This is a genomic window from Microbulbifer sp. (assembly GCF_051659245.1).
Taxonomy (GTDB): domain Bacteria; phylum Pseudomonadota; class Gammaproteobacteria; order Pseudomonadales; family Cellvibrionaceae; genus Microbulbifer.
In genome coordinates, this window is sequence record NZ_JBOFOC010000092.1 from 26,406 (window position 1) to 49,847 (window position 23,442).

Below are 23,442 nucleotides of genomic sequence, written 5' to 3' on the forward strand. Positions count from 1 at the left end.
CGTCACAATGTCGAATATCAGGGAAGTGTCACGGGTTGCCGGGGTTTCAATTGCCACGGTGTCCCGGGCGCTCAGCCACCCGGAAAAAGTCTCGAAAGAAGCGCTGGCCAAGGTCAACGCAGCGATCGAGAAGGTAAAGTACCGGCCCAATATGATGGCCCGTAACTTTCGTGCCGTGCGCGCCTACTCGATCGTCGTCCTGGTGCCCAATATCTCCAACCTGTTTTTCGCCACCGTTATCCGGGGAATAGAGGACGCCGCCCAGCAAAAGGGCTATAGCGTTCTGCTGGGAGATACCAGGGACTCCATCGCCCGCGAGCGGGATTACACCAAACTGGTGGAGACCCGCCAGGCGGACGGCGTACTGCAGTTACGCCCCCATGTTCCCGGCGAGTCCCTGGAGCCGGAGACGGACATCCCCATGGTTTCGACCTGCGGCTGCGAGGATACTCCCTACCCGTCGGTGCGCATCGATAACGCCGGCGCCGCGGGCGAGATCGTTCAATATTTGATCGGCCAGGGCCACCGCAGGATCGGTGTCCTCGCCGGCCTGCACGACAACCCTCACTCCCGCGACCGCCTGCGCGGCTATCGGGAGAGCCTGCAAAAGGCAGGTATTCCCTATGACCCCGACCTGCTGGTCAATGGCGATTTCACCATGGGATCGGGACTGAGGGCGGCCAGCCATTTTGCCCGCATGAAAAACCGCCCCACGGCCATTTTCTCAATGAACGATGAAATGGCCATCGGTTGCATCCAGGGCCTCAAGTCCGCCGGCATTCGCGTGCCGGAGGATATGTCCATCACCGGTTTCGACGATATCGAGTTCGCCCGCTACAGCGACCCGCCCCTGACGACGGTTGCCCAACCCGCCGAAGAACTGGGCCGCATCGGGTTCAATACCCTGCTGGAACTGATCGAAGGCCAGGAGCTGCAGCAGACCGAAACGGTGCTGCCCTACGAATTTATAGTGCGCAAAAGCACCCCAGCCCTTTCCTGAAGCCGAGCGAAACATGCCCCAGGAACTCTCAAAATGGTCCGAGCGGCTGCAGAGCTGGATGGTGGACTCCGCCATCCCCCTTTGGATCAACAGAGGGTTTGATCCCGCCACCGGCAGCGCTTATGAGCGACTCGACAGCGAAGGCAATGCCGACAGAGGCTGTGCCAAACGGGTTCGGGTCCAGGCGCGGCAGATGTTCTTTATTGCCTGTGCCAGCTTCCGCAACTGGCTTGGTGACGGCGCAGGGCGGGTAGCGGCGCTGGAAAGTTACCTGGCTCGCTATGCCACTCACCCCAATACCCCCGATGTTTATGTTCACCTGCTGACCAGCGACGATCGCATCGGCGACACGCGCCAGGACCTCTACGACCTCGCCTTCTTTCTCCTGGCCTGTGCCTGGCGCCTGCGCGCCTTCAACGACCTCGCGGCCCTGCGCAAGGCGGAGGCCCTGATCTGCCATCTGGATCAATATCTCAAGGGGCCCCGGGGCGGCTGGCAGGAGGGAGATTACGAGACGGAAGTGAGACGGCAAAACCCGCACATGCACCTGCTCGAAGCTTTTATCGCCCTCTACGACGCCACCCGCGACGGTCGCTGGCTGGCCCGGGCGGGGGAGGTTTTCGCACTCTTTGAAAACTGTTTCTACGACAGTGAACGGGGGCTGCTGCTGGAATACTTCCGGCACGACTGGTGCCCGCTCACTGAAGACGAGGGGCAGCAAGTGGAACCCGGCCACATGCTGGAATGGGTATGGCTGCTGCATCAGTACAGCCGACGCAGCGGTGCCCCCGTCGATCGCTATACCCGCACCTTGTATGACAATGCGCTGTCACTGGGCCAGGAGAAAACTACAGGGTTGATTTACGATGCGATCACTCCCAGCGGTAAAATCCACCAAGCCACTAAACGGTGCTGGCCGATTACGGAGTTGATCAAAGCCAGCCTGTGCCAGGCCGCAGGCGGAGATACCGCTGCCGAACAGCAGGCCGCGCACGGCATACGACTGCTGTTCGAATATTACTTTTCCCCTTCCCTGCCCGGTCTATACATTGACCAATTGGATAAACAGAACCAGGTTATCAATCATCATGCTCCGGCCAGCACCCTTTATCACCTGATGGTGGCCACTGCCGAGGTGACCGATTACAGCGAGGCGGCGAGCAGAGAGCCCATGACACCGCAAAAATGCCCTGAGCGCACAGATCTTGGCGCAACCCGTGGTGCAATATCCGGCCCAGGGGCATCAGGCATTGCTGCGTTGGAATCCAGCGACGACAACCAAAAACAAGGAACACCACCGTGAAAAGAGTATTCTTGCCTTTCGCCCTGGGGACGGCGCTGCTGGGCGCGGGCCCGGCGACAGCCGCCGATGTGGACCAGTTGCTGAACAACACCCAATCCAAAGTCATCGAATGGCGCCGCCATATCCACCGCAACCCGGAACTGGGCAACCGCGAGTTCGAGACCGCCAAGTACATCGCCAGCCACCTGAAATCCCTGGGCATGGCGGTGGAGACCGGCGTGGCCCACACCGGCGTGGTCGCGCTGCTCAAGGGCGGCAAACCCGGCCCCACGGTGGCCCTGCGCGCGGATATGGACGCGCTGCCGGTGTCCGAGCGGGTGGACCTGCCCTTCGCCTCCAAGGCGAAGACCACCTACAACGGCGAGGAAGTGGGCGTGATGCACGCCTGCGGCCACGACACCCACGTGGCCATGCTGATGGGCGCGGCGGAGGTGCTCGCCGGCATGCGCGAGCAGTTGCATGGCAATGTGCTGTTCGTGTTCCAGCCCGCCGAGGAGGGCGCACCGGACGGCGAGGAGGGCGGCGCCGAGCTGATGCTGAAAGAGGGGCTGTTCAAGAAATACAAGCCGGACGTGGCCTTCGGCCAGCACGTCACCTCCAACCTGCCCGCCGGCGTGATCGGCTACCGCTCCGGCCCGCTAATGGCCAGTTCCGACGAATTCCGCATCACCGTGCACGGCCGCCAGACTCACGGCTCCCGCCCCTGGGGCGGGGTGGACCCGATCACAACCGCCGCGCAGATCGTGCTCGGCACCCAGACCATCATCAGCCGCCAGATCGACATCACCAGGGAGCCGGCCGTGGTGTCCTTTGGCAAGATCGACGGCGGGGTGCGCAACAACATCATCCCCGATTCGGTGTTTATGAACGGCACCATCCGCAACTTCGATATGGACAACCGCCGGCAGATCTTCGAGAAGCTGCAGACCACGGTGAAACATATCGCCGAGAGCGCCGGCGCCAGGGCGGAAGTGGAGATCCTCGAGGGCTACCCGGTCACCGTCAACGATCCGGCGCTGACCCAGGCGGTACTGCCGACCCTGCGGGCCGCCGCCGGCGGGAAGCGCGTGATCGAAGTGCCCAAGATCACTGGCGCCGAGGACTTCTCCTATTTCGCCAACGCGGTGCCGGGCTTCTACTACTTCCTGGGCGTAACCCCCGCGGGCGAAGATGCCGCCACCGCCGCCAGCAACCACTCGCCGGAGTTCTATGTGGACGAGAGCGCGCTGAAGGTGGGCACCAGGGCGATCACCCAGCTGGCGCTGGATTATATGGATAATCACGGGACCCAGTGACCTCGGGACTCGGGACTCGGGACTCGGGACTCGGGACTCGGGACTCGGGACTCGGGACTCGGGATCATTATGCACTTCTTGCAGGAGCGGCCCATGGCTGCGATCAATCTGACTACGAAGCAAGATCGATTCGCACCATCCATGGCACTCACCCTTCGGGCGCCCTCGGCTTACAAGTTTGCTCCAGACAAATTTGTCGCGGCCATGGGCCGCTCCTACAGGGAAGAGAGGCGGGGCAGGTGCGGGATGTTTTGCCCCCCTCCTTAGCGTTTCCTTCAGGGAAACAGCCCCCGCAACAGTTCCGCCTGCCTGACCCGGTCGAGCGCCTCGATGAGCGCGGCAGTGCGCATGTCGGTACCTTCCTTTTCCGCCCGGGTCAGGGTGCGGCGGAAGGCGTCGGTCATGATTGTGTGGAGCCGGGTGTTGACCTCCTCCAGCGTCCACATGAAGTTCTGCATGCCCTGCACCCATTCAAAGTAGGAAACGGTGACGCCCCCCGCGTTGGCGAGGATGTCCGGCAGCACGAAGATGCCCCTTTCGCGCAGTACATCGTCGGCTTCCAGGGTGGTGGGGCCGTTGGCGCCCTCGGCGAGGATCTTGCAATCGATACGCTGCACATTGTCGATGGTGACCTGGTTCTGCAGGGCCGCCAGCGCCAGAATGTCGCAGGGCAGTTCCAGCAGTTCGCTGTTGGTGATGTGCTCGCCACCGGGGTAGCCTTCCAGAAAGCGGCGCCTGGCCACGTAGGCGTCCAGATCGTCGATGTCGAGCCCTTCCGCATTGTATACCGCAGTGCTCACATCGCTGACGGCGATCACCTTGACGCCGTTTTCCCGCAGGAAACGGGCGGTGTGGGCGCCGACGTTGCCAAAACCCTGGACCGTCGCGGTGCACTGCCCGAGATCGAGCCCGAGGTGGCGGGCGGCTTCGATGATGCAGTACACCAGGCCGCGCCCGGTGGCTTCGGTGCGCCCCTGGGAGCCGCCGAGCACCACCGGTTTACCGGTGACCACCGCAGGCACGGTATAGCCGACGCGATGGCTGTAGGTGTCCATGATCCAGGCCATCACCTGTTCGTTGGTGCCCATGTCGGGGGCGGGGATATCCATGTCCGGACCGATGATATCGATAAACGAGAGGGTGTAGCGCCGTGTCAGGCGCTGCAACTCGGTGCGCGACAGATCCAGTGGGTTGATGCGGATGCCACCCTTGGCGCCGCCGAAGGGCAGCCGCATCAGGGCGCACTTCCAGGTCATCCACATCGCCAGTGCCGCGACCTCGCCCAGATCCACCCCCTGGTGATAGCGGATGCCCCCCTTGGTGGGTCCCATGGCCAGCACGTGCTGCACCCGGTAGCCGAACACGGTTTCCACCTCGCCATGCTCGTCGCGCCGGAACGGCAGGGCCGCCACCTGGGCCCGTTCGGGAAACAGCAGCCGCTGGCGCACGTTGTCATCGAGTTCGACGATGTAGGCGGCCTTGAGGAACTGCTGTTGGGCGAGGTGGAACATGCCGGAGGCCCACTCCGCGCCGCGGGCCCGCATCCGCTCCACCGCGTAGCGGATCGAGCGCACCAGGCCCACCCGGCCGATGCGGTCCTTGATGAGGTAATCCTGGGCGCCGCCCTCCACCGCCTTCGAGGCCAGGGTGACGTCGTCGAATCCCGTCTGGATGACGATGGCGGTGTCCGGCGCCCGGCTGCGCAGGCGGAAGAAGGTTTCGTGGGGTTCGCTGTCCGGCAGCAGGAGATCGAGCAGTACAACGTCGAACGACTGCCGGTCGAGGCTGTCGAACGCGGCCGACAAGCGGTCGACGGAGGTGACGTCGAAAGACGGATATTGGCTGCCGGTGAGCAGCTTTTCGATCAGGCGCCGGTAAACCGGGTTGTCTTCCACCAGCAATACCCTGAGCGGGCGCATGTCCAAGGTTCGTTCCTCCCGTGTCGGGCCCGGCCGGCTGTCGCGGGGTCAGCTGGCCGGGGGCGTATCGTTTTGCAGGTGATCCCTGAGCTCGCTGCACAGGCGGCCGACCTCCTCTTCCAGCTTAGCCAGGGCCTGGTCCGCGCCCTGGAAGTTGGCATCGCGGCCCAGGGTTTCCAGATTCAATGCGGCGGCAGTGGCGGCATCGGCGTGAAACACGCGAACCGCGCCCTTCAGGCTGTGGGCGGCGCGGCGCAGTTCAGCGGCGTGCTGCCACTCCACGGCGTTGCGGACGGCATCTGTCATAGCGTAGGCTTCGGCGAGGAAAACCTCCGCCAGATCGCGCAGGAGTTCCTCGTCGCCGTCCAGGTCGGCCAGCGCTTTTTGCCATTCGAAAGTGCTCATGGTGCGCTCCTGTTTACTGTGGTCCCCCCCGGTCCGGGCCCTTCGGGGGGACCGGCGGCGCCGGGCATCACCCTGGCGATTTCCTCCTCCAATATCCGGATCCGCAGCGGCTTGGCGACGTAGCCGTCCATGCCCGCTGCCAGGCAGCGCTCCCGGTCTCCCGCCAGGGCATGGGCGGTCATGGCGATAATGGGAATGTGGCTGTCCGTATCCTGTTCCCTTGCGCGAATCTCGCGGGTGGCGTCCAGTCCGTCCACTTCGGGCATTTCCACGTCCATCAGGATCAGATCGAAACCGCCGGATTCCCAGGCGGTCACGGCCTGTCGGCCGTCGTCCACCAGGGTCACCCGGTGACCCCGTTTGCCAAGGCTCTTGCTGGCGACGGCCTGGTTGACCTTGTTGTCCTCGGCCACCAGGATACGCAGCGGTCGCAGGACAGGGGGTTCTGCACCGGCCGGGGCCGCCTCGGGCTCTTCCCGCCCCGCGAGACCCATGACCTCGACGATGGCATTCAACAGGGCCGACTGGCGCACCGGCTTGGTAAGCCAGGCCGCTACCTGTCCGCCGGCGTCCAGGTCGCGGCCGTCGCCGGTGTCGGCGGAGGACAGCAGGATGATCCCGGGCGGGTCGGGCAGGTCGAGCTGGCCGATGCGACGTGCCAGTTCCACGCCGTCCATTTCCGGCATCCGCAGATCACTGACCACCAGAGCGAAGTCCTCGCCGTCCCGGCGCAGTACCTCCAGGGCCTCTTCGCCGCCGGCCACCGCCGTGGGCGCCATTTGCCAGCTTTCCAGTATCTCTTCGAGAACAGTGCGGTTGGTCTGGTTGTCGTCGACCACCAGCACCCGCAGGCCGTGCAGATGCACCGGCTCCCGCTCGATGCCGCTGTCCGCACGGTCCGCCGCCAGCCGGAAAGGCAGGCTGAAATGGAAAGTGGCCCCCTCGCCCTCCTCGCTTTCCAGGGCGATCTCGCCGCCCATCAGATGGACGAGTTGGGCCGCTATACTGAGGCCGAGACCGCTGCCGCCGTAGCGCCGTGAGACGCCGACACCGGCCTGCTCGAAGACTTCGAAGATGGATTTCTGGAATTCCCGGGGGATGCCCGGCCCGGTATCGCTCACGGTAAAGCGGAGCCGCACCGACGCGCGATCCTGGGACTCGACGGCAATGTCCACGACCACTTCGCCGTGCTCGGTGAATTTGACGGCATTGGCCACCAGGTTCAGCAACACTTGCCGCAACCGCCCCGGATCGCCCAGCAGCCGGTCCGGCACCTCGGGCGGTATGTGGTAGACCAACTCCAGGTCCTTGTTGGCGGCCTTCACCGCCAGGGTTCTCAGCATGTCCACCAGGGTGTCGCGCAGTCCGAAGGGCATGGACTCCAGCTCGATCTTGCCGGCTTCGATCTTGGAGAAATCCAGGATCTCGTTGATAACCCGCAGCAGGGAATCCGCCGACTGGTCGATGATCCGCAGGTAATCGCGCTGTTGGGGCGTCAGCTTGGTGTCCATCAGCAGTTCGCCCATGCCGATGATACCGTTCATGGGGGTGCGGATTTCATGGCTCATGTTGGCCAGAAACTGGCTCTTGGCCTGCGTCGCCGCCTCCGCCTGTTCCTTGGCGGTTTTCAGGTTTTCCCCCATCTCGAGCAGATCGACGGTCTGCTGTTCGAGCCTCTGATTGACGGACTGGAGGTCGGCCGTGCGCTCTTTAACGAGCTGCTCCACGCGGCTGGTCTGTCGCACAAGCAGCATCAGGTAGGCGACGATCAGAGCGGTGGTCAGCAGCCCCCCGACGAGGGCGATAGTGGGGGCCCGTATCCAGCCGGGGATGAAGGGTTCCAACGCATTGACTTCGACCTGCCAGGGATATCCCGCAACGGGCAGCAGGCGGGCATAGCTGAGCGATCCCCGACGGTGTGCCGGGGCGGCTTCGTCTGGGGCATACCGGTACACCGGGACTGGCGGGGAGACACCGGCGTCCAGGAGGACGACCTCAACCTTCCGGGCGGGGGGCGGGATCAATGCCCCCTCGACAATTCTATCGAGGCGCAGAATGGCGGCGACGAACCCGGCCAGGTCCTGCCGGCGTTCGTCCACTGAATCCGGGGTGGAGGGGCTCTCGTAAACGGGCATGACGGCCAGGACGCGTGGTGGTTTCACGTCTTCCAGGCCGGGCAAGGTGAGCGGAGGGGTAGTAGCGGGCATGCCGGTATCGCGGGCTCGCACCATGGCCTGGCGAACCGACGGCAGGGACGCCAGGTCCAGCCCAAGCAACCCCCTGGTTCCCGGCTGCGCCGCCTCCAGAAAGAACACCGGAAAGTGGGACTGAAGCCCGTTTGGCGATGCGTCGTTGTCCGTGGGACGGGCCCGCCATATCCGGTACCGATCATTCAGTTCCCGCCGGCCTAGCGCTTCATGGGCTGCCCGCTCCTCCGCCTCCGTTTCGGGGGCCCAGAACACCGACTCCAGGCCGGGAAAGGACTCCAGAAAGGGGGCGGCGAAATCGGTGAATTCGCGCCGTTCGACCAGCACCGATGCCTGGTAGAAAGCCCCGAAGAATTCGAGATCGATGATATGGGTTTCTAAATTGCGACCGACGGCGCCGATGAGCATCTCGCTGGACAGCGCGAATCGAGCCCGCGCACCGGTTTGCTCACTGGTGTAGAGCCAGTACCAGACCCCGAAGGTGAGCAGCAGGCAGAGCAAGCCCACTGCCAGCACGGCCCACTCCCTCGGGCGCAGGCCGAGCAGCGCCGGGTGGCCTCGCCTTTTCTTTGATCTGGGGTATCTTCGATCATCGCCGGCATCGACCATGTGGGCCTCGCACAGGGCGTTGCTTCCCTATCACTGAGGGTGATAAAGGGCACACAACCTGTTAACGAGGATAGCTGATTTTTTCAGGGTGTAGCCGGTGGGGAGACTGCGTGAGTGACCTGGAGGAGGCCCTGGAAAGTGTCTGAACAGTACTGTGTGAGCGGCCCAATTGCGATCGGATTTTGCCAATAGCGCAAACCGATCGCGGCAAGGGCCCCTACAACGCGCTTTCGTCGTTCCGGCGCAGGCCGGAACCCAGATGCCACTGGACTGGATACCGGATCAAGTCCGGCGTGACGTTCCCACACCGGAATAACGAGTCAATAAGAGATGGGGTCTTATGCGGATTCCGTGCGCGCCGGCCGCCTTCTGCGCCGTTGCGGACGCTGTGCATCGCCGCGCGGCTGGCCGTCGCGTCGCTGCCCATTATTACCGTCCCCGCGCCCCTGTCCGGCACCTTGCCTGCCTCGCCCGCCGTCACCGCGGCCGCGGTTTGCTGCACCGGAAGCCGGCAGCGAGTGGCCCGGCTCAAAGCCGTCGATCTCCACCCGCGGAATCGGCTTCTTGAGCAGCCGCTCAATATCCTTCAACTGCTTGATTTCATCTGCGCTCACCAACGACACCGCCTGCCCGCGAGAGCCGGCGCGGCCGGTGCGGCCGATGCGATGCACATAGTCCTCCGGCACATTGGGCAAATCGAAATTCACCACCTGGGGCAGTTGGTCGATATCGATACCGCGCGCGGCGATATCCGTGGCCACCAGTATCTGCACCCTGCCGGCCTTGAAATCCGCCAGGGCCTTGGTGCGCTGGTTCTGGCTCTTGTTGCCGTGAATCGCCGCGGCGCGGATGCGATCCGCCTCCAGCTGTTTCACCAGCCGGTTGGCGCCGTGCTTGGTGCGGCTGAATACCAGCGCCTGGTGCCAGCCGTTCTCGCGGATCAGATGGCTGAGCAGGGCCGTCTTGCGGGTCTTGTCCACCGGGTGCAGCTTCTGCTGCACGGTTTCCGTGGCGGTGTTGCGCGGGCTCACATCGATCTCCACCGGGTCCTTCACCAGGCCCTTGGCCAGTTGGCGGATTTCCGGGGAAAAGGTCGCGGAGAACATCAGGTTCTGGCGGTTTTTCGGCAGGCGCGAGAGGATCTTTTTGATATCGTGGATAAAGCCCATATCCAACATACGGTCGGCTTCGTCCAGCACCAGCACTTCCAGTTTTTCAAAACTGAGCGCGCGCTGGTTGTGCAGGTCCAGCAGACGGCCCGGGGTGGCCACCAGCAGGTCCACGCCACCGCGCAGCTTCATCATCTGCGGATTGATCTTCACTCCGCCGAACACCACGGCGCTGCGCAGCGGCAGGTGCTGGCCATAAGCCTGCACATTGTCGTGCACCTGCGCCGCCAGTTCGCGGGTGGGGGTCAACACCAGCGCGCGCACCTGGCCGTTGCGCGCGCGGTCTCCCGCTTTCAGTCGGTGCAGCAACGGCAGGGTAAAACCGGCGGTCTTGCCGGTACCGGTCTGCGCCGCGGCCATCACGTCGCCGCCGCGCATTACTACGGGGATGGCCTGGGCCTGGATAGGAGTGGGTTTGTCGTAGCCCTGTTCAGCTACCGCACGGGCCAGCTCCGGAGCCAGCCCTAAGTCTTCAAACAACATAAAGTATGTCCCAACCGCCCGAGGGCAGCAGTGTAAATTTCGCAGGGGTCAATTTGCCGCTGTCATAACATGCCGGCGCAGCTTGACTGCACTGGCCCGGTGCGGCATTCAGTAGGGGAATTCAGAGGAAGCTCGGAGGAGTTCCGGAAAGGTGCCGGCGGCTCGCCGGCCTACAGATGACGCAGCTGGCGTTGCCACCAGCCGCGGCACTATAACACACCTTCAGTGACTGGGTAGTTTTATTTTCCGGCGCGATACAGAGGATCCCGAAAACTGCTGCCGTGAGCTTTGCATTGTAGGAGCCTGCTTGCAGGCGAATATTCCCCGGGCTCTGCCGCGGTCCAACTCTTCTGCAAGCCGGCTCCTACAGGAGGTTTTGCCCGCGGGAACGAGGTTAGCCGGGGTAGGAAACCGATGGCAGAACATCGGGTTACATCGTTCTGAGAAGTGACCTCCTGCGATTTCATCTGTGGCGGCCAGAGCGTTTTTAGCGCGAAGCGCGTTGTGTAGGCCGTCCGCAGCATGGCCTGGTTATTTTCTTACTTGGCAAGGGACACTCGCATCACCTTGCAGGATTTTTTCTCGACGACGGCCTCCGGTCCACCCCCTGCCACGTGAATATCTTTCCACTACCTCTGGTACTATAAACCAGAATTTCTTGCCAGAGGTCACTCCAAAAGGCTTGTGCTCATCATGCTCTTTCGGAAACTTATTCTTAATGGCTTTTACGCCCACCTTTTTAGCTAACTCTCGGTCACACTCGGCAGAAAACGAGGGGGCAGAAACTAATAGAAGAAGTGCGATGGTCGTCTTCATGGTTCTTCGCAAATAACGCCGCGTACACGGGCGCGAGTTTACGAGCATCCCGCCGCCACTTTGTGGCAGTGTAGTGCTACGCCTTGTTACGTTTTTGATATTTTTCCGCATTCTTTGCATTTTATGCCATCCCTAACAGGAAAAAGCGGAAATTGTATCCCTATAAACACCACGAACGCCCAGCGACGCCCGAGTTGATAAAATTCTGTGTTCTCGCTACCACACGGGCATGCCTTTCGATCTACTCCATAACCCTCTACCAGAGCCTCTTCGCGACTCTCATCAAGAATTCTAAGCGCAGCTTCTGCATATAACCCTGGAACCTGGAGTTTTACACCACCAAGAGCATGGGAGTAGAGCCACTGCATATTGATTGTATGTTCATCTGCTATGAAAGAAGGTATTCCCTTGGAGTCCAGACGAGACGTAGCAATGTGCGCTTCGTACGGCAAGCTATAGCTGGAAATAGTAACGAGCATAAGGCCCTAGTAAACGTAACCGCCGCCAACAGCGGCCGAGCGTAGCGAGGTCCAGCGCACATAGTGCGCGATGCTGCTTGGCCTTGTCATGTGTTTTTCACTCGTCATATAACTTATCTTGCACTAACCTTTTAAGCCATTCATCTGCGTGTTCTTCCTCAAGCAGCCACGCCGCTATAGGTTTTGCCAGTGGATGTCCGCGGATGTCAAGCTCACCCAGCGCAATCATTGCACAATTTGGTTCAGACACGTAATCCTTTACAAGCGCTACGAGTATTTCATCAGAAACGCTGGGCCAATCAGGCTCCTCGGGATACATAAATTGAATTTCTTCTGCTTCAGACAAATTCAAACCTTTAACATCTATAGTTTCAATCATCTTCATGTCTGGCTTACAGATAACGTTTTATTCAAAAGCCAGTGGCGTTATATCACCTTGGCTCTATAACCTCAAAACGCCTCCACGCCAATAGAGAAGAATCCTTTAAATCAATAAGTTACGCCACAAATCTAGAAATACAGCTACCAAGATATTTAGCCCCAGGCTCTATAACACGGCATTGCCACCGGCTCTTGTACACATTTGGCCTTCTTTATAAATCAATAACTTAACTGGCGCCAGCCAGTGTTCAAGAGCCACGGGCGTCTGAATCCCGAACCATCAGGCGTTTCTCCACAGAAAACCCCACTCAAGTGGCAGTTCTTTCCTCTTTAGGGAAAGGAGTACTCAGCTCACTTCCACAAGATTACCCTTACTCTCCAACCACTGCTTGCGGTTATCGATGCGCCACGGCTCAAACCCGGGTGTGCAGTTATGCCTAAACTGTCCAGGCACATTCCGCCCAGGTAAAGAGCATGAACAAGAGCATTCCCGCCAGGCTGCCACTGTACCTGCACGGCGACTGGGTTCAATCCGGCAGTGACCACTGGCTCGATGTGACCAACCCGGCCACGGGCGAGGTGTTGACCCGGGCCCCCTACACCACCGACGACGAGTTGCAGCAGGCGGTGAATTCCGCCAAGGCGGTCTTCGAGGACTGGAAAAAGACCCCTGTGCCCAGTCGCGCGCGGCTGATGCTCAGGTACCAGGAGCTGCTGAAGACACACCGGGACGAGTTAGCGGAAGTACTCTGCGAGGAGACCGGCAAGACCTTTGAGGACGCCAGGGGCGATATCTGGCGTGGCATCGAGGTGGTGGAGCAGGCTGCGAATATCGCCGCGCTGATGATGGGGGAGACGGTGGAGAACGTGGCCTCGGCCATCGACTGCTACTCCTACACCCAGCCGCTGGGTGTCTGCGCCGGTATCACTCCGTTCAACTTCCCAGCGATGATTCCGCTGTGGATGTTCCCCATGGCGATCGCCTGCGGCAATACGTTTATCCTCAAACCGTCCGAACAGGACCCGATCACCCCCTGCAAGCTGGCCGAACTGTTCGAGGAGGCGGGCGCGCCCAAGGGTGTATTGCAGTTGGTGCACGGCGGCGGGGAGCAGGTGGATTTTCTGCTCAGGCACCCGGATATCAGGGCCGTCTCCTTCGTCGGCTCGGTGCCGGTGGGCCAGCATATCTACCGCACCGGCACCGAGCACCTGAAGCGGGTACAGGCCTTCGCCGGCGCCAAGAACCATATGGTGGTGATGCCCGATGCCAACAAGTCCGCGGTGCTCAACAATATCGTCGGCTCCTCCGTGGGTGCCGCCGGCCAGCGCTGCATGGCAATCTCCGTGGCGGTGCTGGTGGGCGAGGCGCAACAGTGGATTCCGGAAATCCGCGGCACCATGGCGAAAGTCAGGCCGGGCCCCTGGAAGGACCCGCAGGCGGACTTCGGTCCGCTGATCTCTCCCCGGGCACGAGAGCGGGTGCTGAACTATATCGACAAGGGCAAAGCCGAGGGCGCCACCTGCCTGCTGGACGGCTCGGGCGCGACAGTGGAAGGCTACCCGGACGGCAACTGGGTGGGCCCGACACTGTTTGCGGATGTCACCCCGGAGATGTCCATCTACAAGGATGAAATCTTCGGCCCGGTGCTCTGCCTGGTGAATGCGGATACCCTGGAAGACGCCATTCGGCTGATCAACGACTGCCCCTACGGCAACGGCACCTCCATCTTCACCGCCAGCGGTGCGGCGGCGCGCAAATACCAGCACGAGATTTTGGTAGGCCAGGTGGGCATCAACGTGCCCATCCCGGTACCACTGCCATTTTTCAGCTTTACCGGCTGGCGCGCGTCCTTCTACGGCGACCAGCACGCCTACGGCAAGCAGGCGGTGCGCTTCTACACGGAAACCAAAACGGTTACCGCGCGTTGGTTCGATTCGGATATCGAGCACGCGGAAAATCCGAATATGACCATTCACCTGAAATGAATTCCGGGGAAAAAGCAATGAACGGCAATGTGGCATTTTTTGGTCTGGGCCATATGGGCGGCCCCATGTCCGCCAACCTGGTCAAGGCGGGATTCAACGTGGCCGGCTTCGATCCGGTGGGCGAGTTACTGGACGCGGCCGCGACCCAGGGCGTAAAAAAAGCGGCCTCGCCGCTGGAGGCAATAGCGGGTACGGATTATGTGGTGAGCATGCTGCCGAACGGCGAAGATGTGGAGGCGCTGTATATCGACAGCGACAAACTGCTGGAGCATATTGCCGAGAACACACTGGTGATCGACTGCTCCACGGTCGCCGCCGCCAGCTCCACGCGCCTGATTGCGGAGGCGCAAAAGCGCGGCCTGCACGCGGTAGAGGCGCCGGTCTCCGGCGGCGTGGCCGGCGCCGTGGCGGGCACTCTCAGTTTTATGTGCGGCGGCGAGGCGGCGGACGTGGAGCGCGCGCGCCAGGTACTGCAACACATGGGCAGCAACGTCTTCCACGCCGGCCCCGCCGGCGCCGGACAGACGGCGAAGATCTGCAACAATATGTTGCTCGCGATCCATATGATCGGCACCGCCGAGGCACTGCAACTGGGTGTGGACAACGGCCTGGACCCCAAGGTGCTGTCGGAAATCATGCTGAAAAGCTCCGGCGCCAACTGGTCGCTGGAGAAATACAACCCCTATCCGGGCGTGATGGAGAACGTACCGGCAAGCAAAAACTATTCGGGCGGCTTTATGGTCAAGCTGATGTGCAAGGACCTGGGCCTGGCCCAGCAGGCCGCTACTGCTAGCAGGTCCTACACGCCGCTGGGCTCACTGGCGCGCAATCTGTACGGGCTGCACGGACGGGCGGGGAATGAGGGACTGGATTTTTCCAGTATTCAGAGGCTCCTTGGGTAGCAGAGAAGATCACTGCTTCCGATCCCCTGCACGCTTTTTCGCCGCGGCATATCCAGCAACTGATCGCTGCCGTCTCCGGCATCGATGTAGAGCTGCACCAGCCGGCACGTACCCCGGTCCATGGTGGTCTCGCGCAGTTGCAGGGGTTCATTCGCCCAGGCCTTTGAAGCGAGTGACCTGAATCTTGCCTTTTGGCTACCCACGAAGGGCTCCGCACAGCACTTCCCAACCCTCGCTGGCACCAGCCGGGCAATCCTTGGGGCCGTCCTCGTAATACCGCTGGTCGGATTCCCGCCCGCTCGCCGCAAGTCAGTGCCGCCCGTCAGCTCGGCCAGAATGGCGCCAATATCCTCTTTAATTGGAGCTGGGCTTGCACTGGGCTGGTTGCCGCTCTATGGATTTGACATCGCTCCGCGCTCACTCCACAATTCACACAGCTATATAGCTGATCGTCGAACCAGCACCGCTGGGCGACAAGTCCTAAAGCCGCTTTTGCGGCTTTAGTTGTTTCTGGAAACAAGAAAATGGACTACGCCCTCTACATTTTGATGAGGCGGGATGTACCGGCTCTCTGCCTCGCGGCCCTTCCGAGATTCAACCAATCTTCGCCCTCTGCGGATTAATACTGCCCATCAGCGCCATCAAAGTTGTAACCTTGGACGCCATGGCGCTCAAGGCGCGCTTCAATCCCCAAGTAGCAAAGAAGCTGCCACATTACGCCGACTTGCTGCGGTTCGAGATAAAGGGCTCAAACTTGCGCAAAGACATCGCCACAGGCAATCGGAACAAGCGGCGTGCAGCAGTGGGTTACATCGGCAAAAACCTGGAAGTGATCGAAGCCGCTGGCGGGAGATTACTGGCCCGCATTGTAGTAAAGGAACCGGGAGCGATTTCCAACACTACCGCCATCTATACATCATCAGCTCAATCACTGTGCCAGCATTTCAACCAATTCCTGATTGAACAACAGGCGAGCGGAATCATCGTCGCTGACCAGCGGCTTTTGCATCTGGATAAGCAGGTAGCATTTTCAATATTCACCCAGAAGTACTCCGCAGGGAAAGATAATCTGGCCAAAGTTGTGGAACCGCCGCTTTTCGGGGCAAGTGATAACCATGTAGGCTTGCAGCTTGCCGACCTGATCGCGTCAGCCATACTGTTTCCAATGGCCTGTCATACCTACTGCGATGGACAGATCGAGAACGCCCATCTGAGACCCGGCTATCGCAGAGTTGGAGAAGCTTTTGCTGCTCGTATTGCCGCAATGCAGTTCCGCTACTCAACAGGAAACCCACCCAGGTGGCGCGGCGGCATCACTGTGCGTGACGGCATCGAAAAATCCCGAAGTGCCAAACTCATGCTCAAGCCGGAACAGGTCACCCCATCCAGCGCGGCGGAAGCCCCGGCGCTGCATGCCTGAGACTCAGGATTTGGGCCCTACGGAACGGCAATTATCAACAAACAACAATTCCTCACTCAACTCACTTCCGCAAGATTCCCCTTACTCTCCAACCACTGCTTCCGATCCCCCGCCCGCTTCTTGGCCAGCAGCATATCCAACAACTGGTTGCTGTCATCTCCGACGTCGATATACAGCTGTACCAGGCGGCGGGTGTCCGGGTCCATGGTGGTTTCGCGCAGTTGCAGGGGGCTCATTTCGCCCAGGCCTTTAAAGCGGGTGACCTGGATCTTACCCTTTTTGTTTTCCGCAGCGATGCGATCGAGGATGCCTTGTTTCTCCGCGTCGTCCAGCGCGTAGTAGACATCCTTGCCGATATCCACGCGGAACAGCGGCGGCATGGCGACGTGGACATGGCCGTTGGTGACCAAGGGGCGGAAATGGCGCAGGAAGAGCGCGCACAGGAGGGTGGCGATGTGCAGACCGTCGGAGTCGGCGTCGGCGAGGATGCAGATTTTGTTGTAGCGCAGGCCTTCGAGGTTGTCGCTGCCGGGGTCCACGCCCAAGGCCACGGCGATGTCGTGCACTTCCTGGCTGGCGAGGATTTCCGTGGAGTCCACTTCCCAGGTGTTCAGGATCTTTCCGCGCAGGGGCATGATGGCCTGGAATTCGCGGTCGCGGGCCTGTTTGGCGGAGCCACCGGCGGAGTCGCCCTCCACCAGGAAGAGTTCGCTGCGCGCGGTGTCGCCGCTGGAGCAGTCCGCCAGTTTGCCGGGCAGCGCGGGGCCCTGGGTGACTTTTTTGCGCGCGACTTTTTTCGCCGAGCGCAGGCGTTTTTGCGCGTTGCCGATACACAGTTCGGCGAGGCGGTCGCCGTCTTCGGTATGTTGGTTGAGCCACAGGCTGAAAGCGTCCTTGGCCACGCCGGAGACGAAGGCGGTGGCCTCGCGGGAGGAGAGGCGCTCCTTGGTCTGGCCGGAGAATTGCGGGTCCGCCAGTTTGGCGGAGAGTACGTAGGAGCACTGGGACCAGATATCCTCCGGCCCCAGTTTTACGCCCCGCGGCATCAGGTTGCGGATTTCGCAATATTCGCGCATGGCCTCCAGCAGGCCGGAGCGCAGACCGTTTACGTGAGTACCGCCCTGGCTGGTGGGAATCAGGTTGACGTAGGATTCGGCGGTGACTTCGCCGCCCTCCGGAAGCCACTGGACCGCCCAGTCCGCGGCCTCGCTGGTGGCGGCGAAGCTGCCCACGAAGGGTTCCGCCGGGAGCACTTCCCAGCCGCGATTGGCATCCGCCAGGTAGTCCTTGAGGCCGTCTTCGTAGTACCACTCTTCGGATTCGCTGTCCTGCTCGTTGATGAATACCACGGTGAGGCCGGGGCAGAGTACCGCCTTGGCGCGCAGCAGGTGGCGCAGGCGGGGCACGGAGAATTTGGCGGAGTCGAAATATTTCGGGTCCGGCATAAAGCGCAGGCTGGTACCGGTGGTGCGCTTGGGGCAGTTGCCGATCACTTCCAGGTCCGAGGCCTTGTCGCCGTTCTGGAAACCCATGCGGTACACCTGGCCGTCGCGCTGGATGGTGATTTCCAGCACTTTGGACAGGGCGTTGACCACCGACACCCCCACGCCGTGCAAGCCGCCGGAGAACTGGTAGTTTTTGTTGGAGAACTTGCCGCCGGCGTGCAGGGTGGAGAGGATGACTTCCACCCCGGGGCGGCCCTGTTCCGGATGGATGTCCACCGGCATGCCGCGGCCGTCGTCGCTTACCGAGAGAGTGTGGTCCTTGTGCAGCACCACTTCGATTTTTTTCGCGTGGCCGGCGAGGGCTTCGTCCACGCTGTTGTCGATGACTTCCTGGGCCAGGTGGTTGGGCCGGGTGGTATCGGTGTACATGCCCGGGCGCTTGCGTACCGGGTCCAGCCCTGTGAGAACTTCGATATCTTCGGCGGAGTAATTGGCCATATTCTTATTGACTGCTCTTTGACAAATTCTGTTGTGTGCCCTGTAGGGGCGGGCCTGCGGCCCGCTTGCCGAGCTGGAGCTCGGCGTTCCCAGGGGGAGCGCTCCTACGGGTTAAATAAAAACTCGATTATCGGCGCGCAGTAACGCGCGAAGCCCTGAAAGCTGTGGTCGCCGCCGTCCTCGATGGTCTGGCGCTGGCCGCGGTAGAAGTCTTCCGCCTCGCGGCAGTCGAGGGTTTCGTCGCCGCGCTGGGCCAGCAGCCAGTAGCGAGCGGCGAGGGGATGCGGCAGCGATGCTTCCAGTTGGCGCATGGTATCAACGTCGGCCGGGGTAAGGCGATACTCCTGTGCCTCGCCGCTGTAGGGCGTCAGCGTCTGCCCCAGGTAGTTGGGCATAAAGTGCGAGGGGTGCACCGCCGGGTTGATCACTACCGCCGGCAGCCGGTAGTGCTCTGCCATGTAGCTGGCCCAGAAGCCGCCCATGGAGCTCCCGGCCAGGCCGACGGGGCCGCACTCCGCGCTGTTGACGAAATTTTCCACCAGGGCGCTCAGGGAGTGGGCGGCGACCGCCGGGTAGGGGGAGATCTGCGGCGCGCAGAAGACGATGCGCGGATGCTCCTGCGCCAGCCATTTGCGCAGCAGCTGGCATTTGAACGACTGCGGCGAGGAGAGGAAGCCGTGCAGGTAGATGAGCAGGGGGCGGTTTTTGGGGTTTGGCATGGGCGGGGATTATAGCGCGGGTGTGGTGGTGAGTACGCACCGCTCAAGGTGATGGTGCACGGCGCGCCCTTCGCGGGAAGCAAACTCGTTATTGGCGGACCTGCGGCCCGCGAGCCGAGCTGGAGCTCGGCGTTCCCAGGGCGGAGCTGGAGCTCCGCGGTCCCGGGGTTTAGCCCAAGGTTTTGTCCAGGCTGCTGAAGGCGCGGCGCATGTCCACTTTCATGTCGTTCCAGAAGGTGACACTGGTAAAGCGCCCCAGGCGGCCCGGGCCCGGGCCACCGAATTTCTCACCGATATCCCGGCGGTCGCGGAAACGCATCACCAGCTTGCCCTCGTCGTTGTAGAGTTCGCCCACCAGGATACCGTAGGCGCTCTGCTCGCTGTACACCCGCCACAGCCAGGCGGAGGGCTCCAGCGGTGCGGCCAGGGAGAAGTGCTCCAGGCGCAGCCGAAGCGTGTAATCCGCCCCTTGCGGGTCGGCCACCAGTTGGCTGTTGCGCGGGGCGAGGAACTTTTCGCTGAAGGTTTCCCCCATCAGCTCCTGCAGCCTGGCCCGGTCTTTTGCGTCCAGTTCATAGTCCCGAGCGCGCAGGGGTTGGCCGGGGCCGGGGAAGCGCTTGATGTAGTCGATTTCCACCGGCGCCACGTAGACACCGGAGCCGCTGAGGTCGAAGGCGAAGGCGGCGGCCACGCTGTCGAGGCCGCTGGCGCGGGGCTGCAGGCCGTCCGCGGTCTCCGCTTCCGTGGGAGCGGCGGCCTGCTGCGTGCAGGCGGAAAACAATGATACGGAAAACAGGAACAACAGCAGAAAAACCACGCGCATCTTCAACCTCACAACTTCCGGGGGACAAAAATTTCATTGTACGGGCGGAGCGGCGGGAAGGGCAGGTTAATAAAGTTAATAACCAGCAGAGGCGAGATCGACACTGTATTCAGAGACGGTGACCCGCTCCACTCCGGTGCAGTAGCTGCCGTCATCGCGCAGTTCAAACCAGCGGTAGCCGGGCATCTTCTCGTCCACGGAAAAGGGACCACTGCCGGGGGTGAACTGAACGGAGGTGGAGGGAGTGGCATGCAGGCCGATATGCCCCAGGCGGCTGTCGAACTGCTGGTGCACATGCCCCCACACCACCGCTTTGATACTGGGGCTATCGCCGATCAGTTGCAGGAAACGGTCGCGCCCGCTGCGCAGCATATGGCCGTCGATCCAGGCGCTGCCCACCTGTACCGGCTGGTGGTGCATCAGGATCATCAGCGGGTGCGCGGTGTGCAGGGCCAGCAACTCTTCCAGGCGCTCCAGTTGGGAATCGTCGAGGCCGCCGCAGATCTGCCCTTCCAGACTGCTGTCCAACAGCAACAGGCGCCAGTTTCCCAGTGGCACCACTTCCGGGTGTCGCCCCGGTGCCACCCGGTTCATACGCGCGGGGTTGTCGTGATTGCCGGGCAACCAGTACCAGGGAATTTCCACCCGCTGCATTTTTTGCAGGAAACGGCGATAGGAGCCTTCGGAACCATTGGCACTGATATCTCCGGTGGCGAGCAGCATGTCGGCATCGGACTGCTCCCACTCGATCGCGCGCAGAACTTCGTCGAAAGTGTGCCCGGTGTCCAGGCCAAGCAACTGGTAATCCGGCCGACCGCCGATATGGGGGTCAGTAAACTGCACCAGACGATGTACGGGCCCGACTGACTCTTTTATCACACGCTCACCTTGTCCACACGTCCCTGTGGAGGGGTCAGCGGGTCAGAGCCGCCGGCCATCCAGTATCAATTCAATTTCCGCGCGGCCGTTCGCCAGGCAGTGGGCCAGCCATTCGCCGAGGAAGCGGTTGGCCTGCTGCCGTTCGTCCGCACAGTGCATCCGCGGATTGGGGTAGGTGAAGCCGACTCCGTTGTCACCCACCGGCCCGCGCCCGTCCACCGCCACCACTTCCGCCATGCGCGCGTCGTGGTAGAGGCGCACGGTGATCTGCGGCGGTGCCAGCCAGTTCCGCTCGCCGGTCTCAGCGCTCGCGTTCAGGCACACCTCGGTGGTGTAACGGGAGCGGGACTGGACCGACAGTTCCAGAGCCCCGTGGGGCATCTGGTAGCGCCAGAGCTCCCTGTTCGCCAATTCGGGCAACAGTTTGCGCAGGCGCAGATAATTGGCGTCACAATCGGCATGATAGGCGGGTAAATCCACCCGATATTCTGTCTTGCCGCCCGCCTCCCGGAAGCGACGCGCGCGCTTGTTCGCCACCGCTCCCGTTTTCACCGATAGGGCCATTATCGACACTCCAATTCTATTGTCGCCGTGATTCAGCTCTCAGTTTGCGCCCTTGCCGGGCAATTGAACGGATTCTTTGATGAACCGTGATTCATAATGAGTTTTTTATTCCGATTCATATCGGCCTATTGAAAAAATATTTCATCCACTAACCCAGGCGAGCCCGGTTCAACTGCAACCACTGCAGGCTGATCACCGTGGCCGCATTGTCGATCGGGCCACCCGCCTCGGTGTGGGACTCCAGCACATCGAACACCGCCTGCACCGGCAACACCCGCAGGCGGATGTCCTCGTGTTCGTTGTCCAGGCCGAAATGCCCCTCGGCGCCGCGGAGGTCCGCCAGGGCGCAGAAGAGGTGCAGGCGCTCGGAGCTGCCGCCGGGGCTGGGCATATAGCTGCGAATGTAGTGCAACTGCTCCACTTCCAGCCCGGCCTCCTCCTGCAGTTCACGCCGCGCCACTGCTTCCAGGGATTCGTTCTCCTCCACCATACCCGCCACCACTTCCAGACACCAGGGTCCTTCGGGACGATCCAGGGCGCCGATGCGGAACTGCTCGGTGAGCGCAACCAATTCGTGGACCGGGTCGTAGAGCAGCACCCCCACGGCAGCGCCGCGTACAAACAGTTCGCGCTCTATCTCTCCGCTCCAGCCGCCGCGGAACAGCCGGTGGCGCAAGCGCAGTTTCTGCATGGTGAAGAACCCTTCGAACACCGCCTCCCGGGAGACGATTTCCACCGCGTCGCGGGTGAATTGCGGGGAGAGGTCGGTTTCGGGGGTTTTATCGTTATCGGTCATTGTTTGGTTTTTCGCCTTATTTGTTATCCATCAATGGCGGAGCCCTTTCTATACCCTCTCCCCCGGCCCCTCTCCCGCAAGCGGGAGAGGGGAGATTAAGGATAAGGCGGGAATCGGTTGAGGATCAGCGCCAGTTCCTCGCGCAACCGCTGCTGGTTCTGCGCCGGATCCCGGTAGCGGCCGGCAGAAGATACCGTACTGCCGCGCCAGAGAGGTGAGCGCTCGGGGGAGAGTATATCCACCACCAGGGTGTTTTCGCGGTAGTGGCGCACGTCCAGCGGCGCGCGCCAGCCCCAGCCCCAGTAGCGGTAGCCGCCGTAGAGGGCGAGGCTGTCTTCATAGACGGCGACCTTGTCCACCGAGTAGAGCTGAACCCTGACCACGAAATCGGCGCTTTCGGCACTTTCCGCCGGCTGGTAGCGCATGCGCAACAGGCCGTCCGCCGCCTGCCGGACGCGCTTCAATTCCAGTGGCGATACCGGGCCGCTGGCCAGCGGGTCCAGCAGGTAGTAGCTGTCGAGCCGGGAGAAGTCGGCCTGGGGGTCGTAGTCCACCGCCACCGGGCTGGTGGCGGCGCAGCCGGCCAGCGCGAGCGCCAACAGGGGGAAGAGGGTGCGCAAAATGACAGTCATGCCAATCTCCTACTGCTGTTTTCAGAAGATCTGGCTTCCCTGCCCGGTGTATTGGGTGCCAGGCCCAATACGGTTGAGTTAGGCCACTTTTGTATTCGTAGGGTGCGCCATGCGCACCGCCCCAGGGCTCGCGCAGACTTTTTGGTGCGCACGGCGCACCCTACGGCGCCGCCGGGGGGAGATCCTTCAGAAGATCGCGCACCGCAGCACTGAGTATACGCCGGCGTTCGGCGGGGTCCTCCGAGCGCGTCATCAGCTTGGAGGCACTGCCGCCCCAGATGGACGGCTCCCCGGGGCGGCCGATGCCCAGGGTCAGGGTGACCCGCGGCGCACCGGTACGCGTGGGCAGTTCCACCACCCCCGGGGTCGCATTGCTGTCGAACTGCGCATCCCAACTGGGATCGGTGGGGTCGCCGGCAAACTGCTCCTCGATCACCGCCACCTGGTAGTCGACCACCATATCCGCGCCAGCGCCGTTTTCCACCAGGCGGTAACCCCGGGCGCCCATCTCCGCGGCCACTACGTCTCGCATTTCCTGGTCCAGTTCCACCAGTTGTGCCGAGACATCGGGCACATCACCGAGTGCCGACGGGCCCCAGGTATAGGTGGAGAAGGCCACCGGTGCCACCCGCGGCTCCACCCGTTGCACCTCCATGGTTTCACAGCCGGCCAATAGCAATACGGCAAGCAGGCCAATTAATTTTATACGCAT

General features: G+C 61.9%; 20 protein-coding genes and 2 pseudogenes. 6 read left to right on the top strand and 16 right to left on the bottom strand.

Annotation, left to right across the window (positions count from 1 at the left end):
• Positions 1–7: 7 nt before the first annotated feature.
• Genes ACRC0P_RS09985 through ACRC0P_RS09995 form a run of 3 tightly spaced genes read left to right on the top strand, consistent with a single transcriptional unit; the run spans position 8 to position 3,598 of the window.
• Positions 8–1,000, top strand: a complete 993-nt coding sequence (locus tag ACRC0P_RS09985; RefSeq protein WP_438630424.1) for a LacI family DNA-binding transcriptional regulator — start codon at positions 8–10, stop codon at positions 998–1,000.
• A gap of 13 nt (positions 1,001–1,013) precedes the next feature.
• Positions 1,014–2,303, top strand: a complete 1,290-nt coding sequence (locus tag ACRC0P_RS09990) for an AGE family epimerase/isomerase (protein WP_438630426.1) — start codon at positions 1,014–1,016, stop codon at positions 2,301–2,303.
• A complete protein-coding gene (locus ACRC0P_RS09995; protein WP_438630428.1) occupies positions 2,300–3,598 on the top strand; it encodes a M20 family metallopeptidase in 1,299 nt (432 codons plus the stop codon). The genes ACRC0P_RS09990 and ACRC0P_RS09995 overlap by 4 nt, the downstream gene beginning before the upstream one ends.
• 275 nt (positions 3,599–3,873) lie before the next feature.
• On the opposite strand, the gene ACRC0P_RS10000 is transcribed toward ACRC0P_RS09995, so the two are convergent.
• From ACRC0P_RS10000 to ACRC0P_RS10030, 7 genes are all read right to left on the bottom strand, one after another.
• Complete coding sequence (locus tag ACRC0P_RS10000) at positions 3,874–5,517, bottom strand: Glu/Leu/Phe/Val dehydrogenase dimerization domain-containing protein (RefSeq protein ID WP_438630430.1); 1,644 nt, start codon at positions 5,515–5,517, stop codon at positions 3,874–3,876.
• 48 nt (positions 5,518–5,565) lie between these two features.
• Positions 5,566–5,922: an Hpt domain-containing protein gene (locus tag ACRC0P_RS10005; protein ID WP_438630432.1), complete on the bottom strand. Its 357-nt coding sequence runs from the start codon at positions 5,920–5,922 to the stop codon at positions 5,566–5,568.
• A complete protein-coding gene (locus tag ACRC0P_RS10010) occupies positions 5,919–8,645 on the bottom strand; it encodes a response regulator (protein ID WP_438630434.1) in 2,727 nt (908 codons plus the stop codon). Before ACRC0P_RS10010 ends, ACRC0P_RS10005 begins: the two co-directional genes overlap by 4 nt.
• Before the next feature lie 431 nt (positions 8,646–9,076).
• Positions 9,077–10,390 (bottom strand): DEAD/DEAH box helicase, encoded by a 1,314-nt coding sequence (locus ACRC0P_RS10015; protein WP_438630436.1) that lies wholly within the window; start codon positions 10,388–10,390, stop codon positions 9,077–9,079.
• Between the two features lie 531 nt (positions 10,391–10,921).
• Entirely contained in the window at positions 10,922–11,206 is a 285-nt protein-coding gene (locus tag ACRC0P_RS10020; protein WP_438630438.1) for a hypothetical protein, read from the bottom strand.
• 86 nt (positions 11,207–11,292) lie between these two features.
• Positions 11,293–11,574 carry a hypothetical protein gene (locus ACRC0P_RS10025; RefSeq protein ID WP_438630440.1) on the bottom strand — a complete coding sequence of 94 codons (282 nt, stop codon included), beginning with the start codon at positions 11,572–11,574 and terminating at the stop codon, positions 11,293–11,295.
• Between the two features lie 208 nt (positions 11,575–11,782).
• On the bottom strand, positions 11,783–12,064 hold the full coding sequence (locus ACRC0P_RS10030) for a hypothetical protein (protein ID WP_438630442.1): 282 nt from the start codon (positions 12,062–12,064) through the stop codon (positions 11,783–11,785).
• 476 nt (positions 12,065–12,540) lie between these two features.
• On the opposite strand from ACRC0P_RS10030, the gene ACRC0P_RS10035 reads away from it, so the two are divergent.
• Positions 12,541–14,052, top strand: coding sequence for a CoA-acylating methylmalonate-semialdehyde dehydrogenase (locus tag ACRC0P_RS10035; protein WP_438630444.1), 1,512 nt, complete (start codon positions 12,541–12,543; stop codon positions 14,050–14,052).
• A gap of 17 nt (positions 14,053–14,069) precedes the next feature.
• On the top strand, positions 14,070–14,954 hold the full coding sequence (gene mmsB / locus ACRC0P_RS10040; RefSeq protein ID WP_438630446.1) for a 3-hydroxyisobutyrate dehydrogenase: 885 nt from the start codon (positions 14,070–14,072) through the stop codon (positions 14,952–14,954).
• A gap of 9 nt (positions 14,955–14,963) precedes the next feature.
• Here the strand turns inward: mmsB and ACRC0P_RS10045 are convergent.
• Positions 14,964–15,146, bottom strand: a pseudogene (locus ACRC0P_RS10045) (hypothetical protein); the annotation flags it as partial.
• Positions 15,147–15,510: 364 nt separating this feature from the next.
• Between ACRC0P_RS10045 and ACRC0P_RS10050 the strand changes: the two are divergent.
• Positions 15,511–16,374 (top strand): annotated as a pseudogene (locus tag ACRC0P_RS10050) (DUF3800 domain-containing protein); the annotation flags it as partial.
• A 56-nt stretch (positions 16,375–16,430) separates the two neighbouring features.
• Here the strand turns inward: ACRC0P_RS10050 and parE are convergent.
• The 8 genes from parE to ACRC0P_RS10090 all read right to left on the bottom strand — a co-directional run bounded on the left by parE (position 16,431) and on the right by ACRC0P_RS10090 (position 23,442).
• Entirely contained in the window at positions 16,431–18,317 is a 1,887-nt protein-coding gene (gene parE / locus ACRC0P_RS10055; RefSeq protein WP_438630448.1) for a DNA topoisomerase IV subunit B, read from the bottom strand.
• Between the two features lie 104 nt (positions 18,318–18,421).
• Positions 18,422–19,036, bottom strand: a complete 615-nt coding sequence (locus ACRC0P_RS10060; RefSeq protein WP_438630450.1) for a YqiA/YcfP family alpha/beta fold hydrolase — start codon at positions 19,034–19,036, stop codon at positions 18,422–18,424.
• Positions 19,037–19,205: 169 nt separating this feature from the next.
• Positions 19,206–19,859, bottom strand: a complete 654-nt coding sequence (locus tag ACRC0P_RS10065) for a hypothetical protein (RefSeq protein WP_438630452.1) — start codon at positions 19,857–19,859, stop codon at positions 19,206–19,208.
• A gap of 75 nt (positions 19,860–19,934) precedes the next feature.
• Positions 19,935–20,738, bottom strand: coding sequence for a metallophosphoesterase (locus tag ACRC0P_RS10070; RefSeq protein ID WP_438630454.1), 804 nt, complete (start codon positions 20,736–20,738; stop codon positions 19,935–19,937).
• A 42-nt stretch (positions 20,739–20,780) separates the two neighbouring features.
• On the bottom strand, positions 20,781–21,302 hold the full coding sequence (locus tag ACRC0P_RS10075) for a DUF1249 domain-containing protein (protein ID WP_438630456.1): 522 nt from the start codon (positions 21,300–21,302) through the stop codon (positions 20,781–20,783).
• Positions 21,303–21,450: 148 nt separating this feature from the next.
• The gene (locus ACRC0P_RS10080; protein WP_438630458.1) at positions 21,451–22,098 is read right to left on the bottom strand and encodes an NUDIX domain-containing protein; all 648 of its coding nucleotides are present in this window, start codon (positions 22,096–22,098) and stop codon (positions 21,451–21,453) included.
• Between the two features lie 95 nt (positions 22,099–22,193).
• Positions 22,194–22,730 (bottom strand): DUF4136 domain-containing protein, encoded by a 537-nt coding sequence (locus tag ACRC0P_RS10085; protein WP_438630460.1) that lies wholly within the window; start codon positions 22,728–22,730, stop codon positions 22,194–22,196.
• A 160-nt stretch (positions 22,731–22,890) separates the two neighbouring features.
• Positions 22,891–23,442 carry a DUF4136 domain-containing protein gene (locus ACRC0P_RS10090; protein WP_438630462.1) on the bottom strand — a complete coding sequence of 184 codons (552 nt, stop codon included), beginning with the start codon at positions 23,440–23,442 and terminating at the stop codon, positions 22,891–22,893.

Bases quoted from the DNA above. Each gene is read 5' to 3' on its own strand.
- ACRC0P_RS10085 (WP_438630460.1), bottom strand. From the start codon at position 22,730: ATGACTGTCATTTTGCGCACCCTCTTCCCCCTGTTGGCGCTCGCGCTG.
- parE (WP_438630448.1), bottom strand. From the start codon at position 18,317: ATGGCCAATTACTCCGCCGAAGATATCGAAGTTCTCACAGGGCTGGAC.
- ACRC0P_RS10030 (WP_438630442.1), bottom strand. From the start codon at position 12,064: ATGATTGAAACTATAGATGTTAAAGGTTTGAATTTGTCTGAAGCAGAA.
- ACRC0P_RS10075 (WP_438630456.1), bottom strand. From the start codon at position 21,302: ATGGCCCTATCGGTGAAAACGGGAGCGGTGGCGAACAAGCGCGCGCGT.
- ACRC0P_RS10080 (WP_438630458.1), bottom strand. From the start codon at position 22,098: ATGACCGATAACGATAAAACCCCCGAAACCGACCTCTCCCCGCAATTC.
- ACRC0P_RS10000 (WP_438630430.1), bottom strand. From the start codon at position 5,517: ATGCGCCCGCTCAGGGTATTGCTGGTGGAAGACAACCCGGTTTACCGG.
- ACRC0P_RS10090 (WP_438630462.1), bottom strand. From the start codon at position 23,442: ATGCGTATAAAATTAATTGGCCTGCTTGCCGTATTGCTATTGGCCGGC.
- ACRC0P_RS09990 (WP_438630426.1), top strand. From the start codon at position 1,014: ATGCCCCAGGAACTCTCAAAATGGTCCGAGCGGCTGCAGAGCTGGATG.
- ACRC0P_RS10020 (WP_438630438.1), bottom strand. From the start codon at position 11,206: ATGAAGACGACCATCGCACTTCTTCTATTAGTTTCTGCCCCCTCGTTT.
- ACRC0P_RS10005 (WP_438630432.1), bottom strand. From the start codon at position 5,922: ATGAGCACTTTCGAATGGCAAAAAGCGCTGGCCGACCTGGACGGCGAC.
- ACRC0P_RS10060 (WP_438630450.1), bottom strand. From the start codon at position 19,036: ATGCCAAACCCCAAAAACCGCCCCCTGCTCATCTACCTGCACGGCTTC.
- mmsB (WP_438630446.1), top strand. From the start codon at position 14,070: ATGAACGGCAATGTGGCATTTTTTGGTCTGGGCCATATGGGCGGCCCC.
- ACRC0P_RS10025 (WP_438630440.1), bottom strand. From the start codon at position 11,574: ATGCAGTGGCTCTACTCCCATGCTCTTGGTGGTGTAAAACTCCAGGTT.
- ACRC0P_RS10065 (WP_438630452.1), bottom strand. From the start codon at position 19,859: ATGCGCGTGGTTTTTCTGCTGTTGTTCCTGTTTTCCGTATCATTGTTT.
- ACRC0P_RS09985 (WP_438630424.1), top strand. From the start codon at position 8: ATGTCGAATATCAGGGAAGTGTCACGGGTTGCCGGGGTTTCAATTGCC.
- ACRC0P_RS10015 (WP_438630436.1), bottom strand. From the start codon at position 10,390: ATGTTGTTTGAAGACTTAGGGCTGGCTCCGGAGCTGGCCCGTGCGGTA.
- ACRC0P_RS10035 (WP_438630444.1), top strand. From the start codon at position 12,541: ATGAACAAGAGCATTCCCGCCAGGCTGCCACTGTACCTGCACGGCGAC.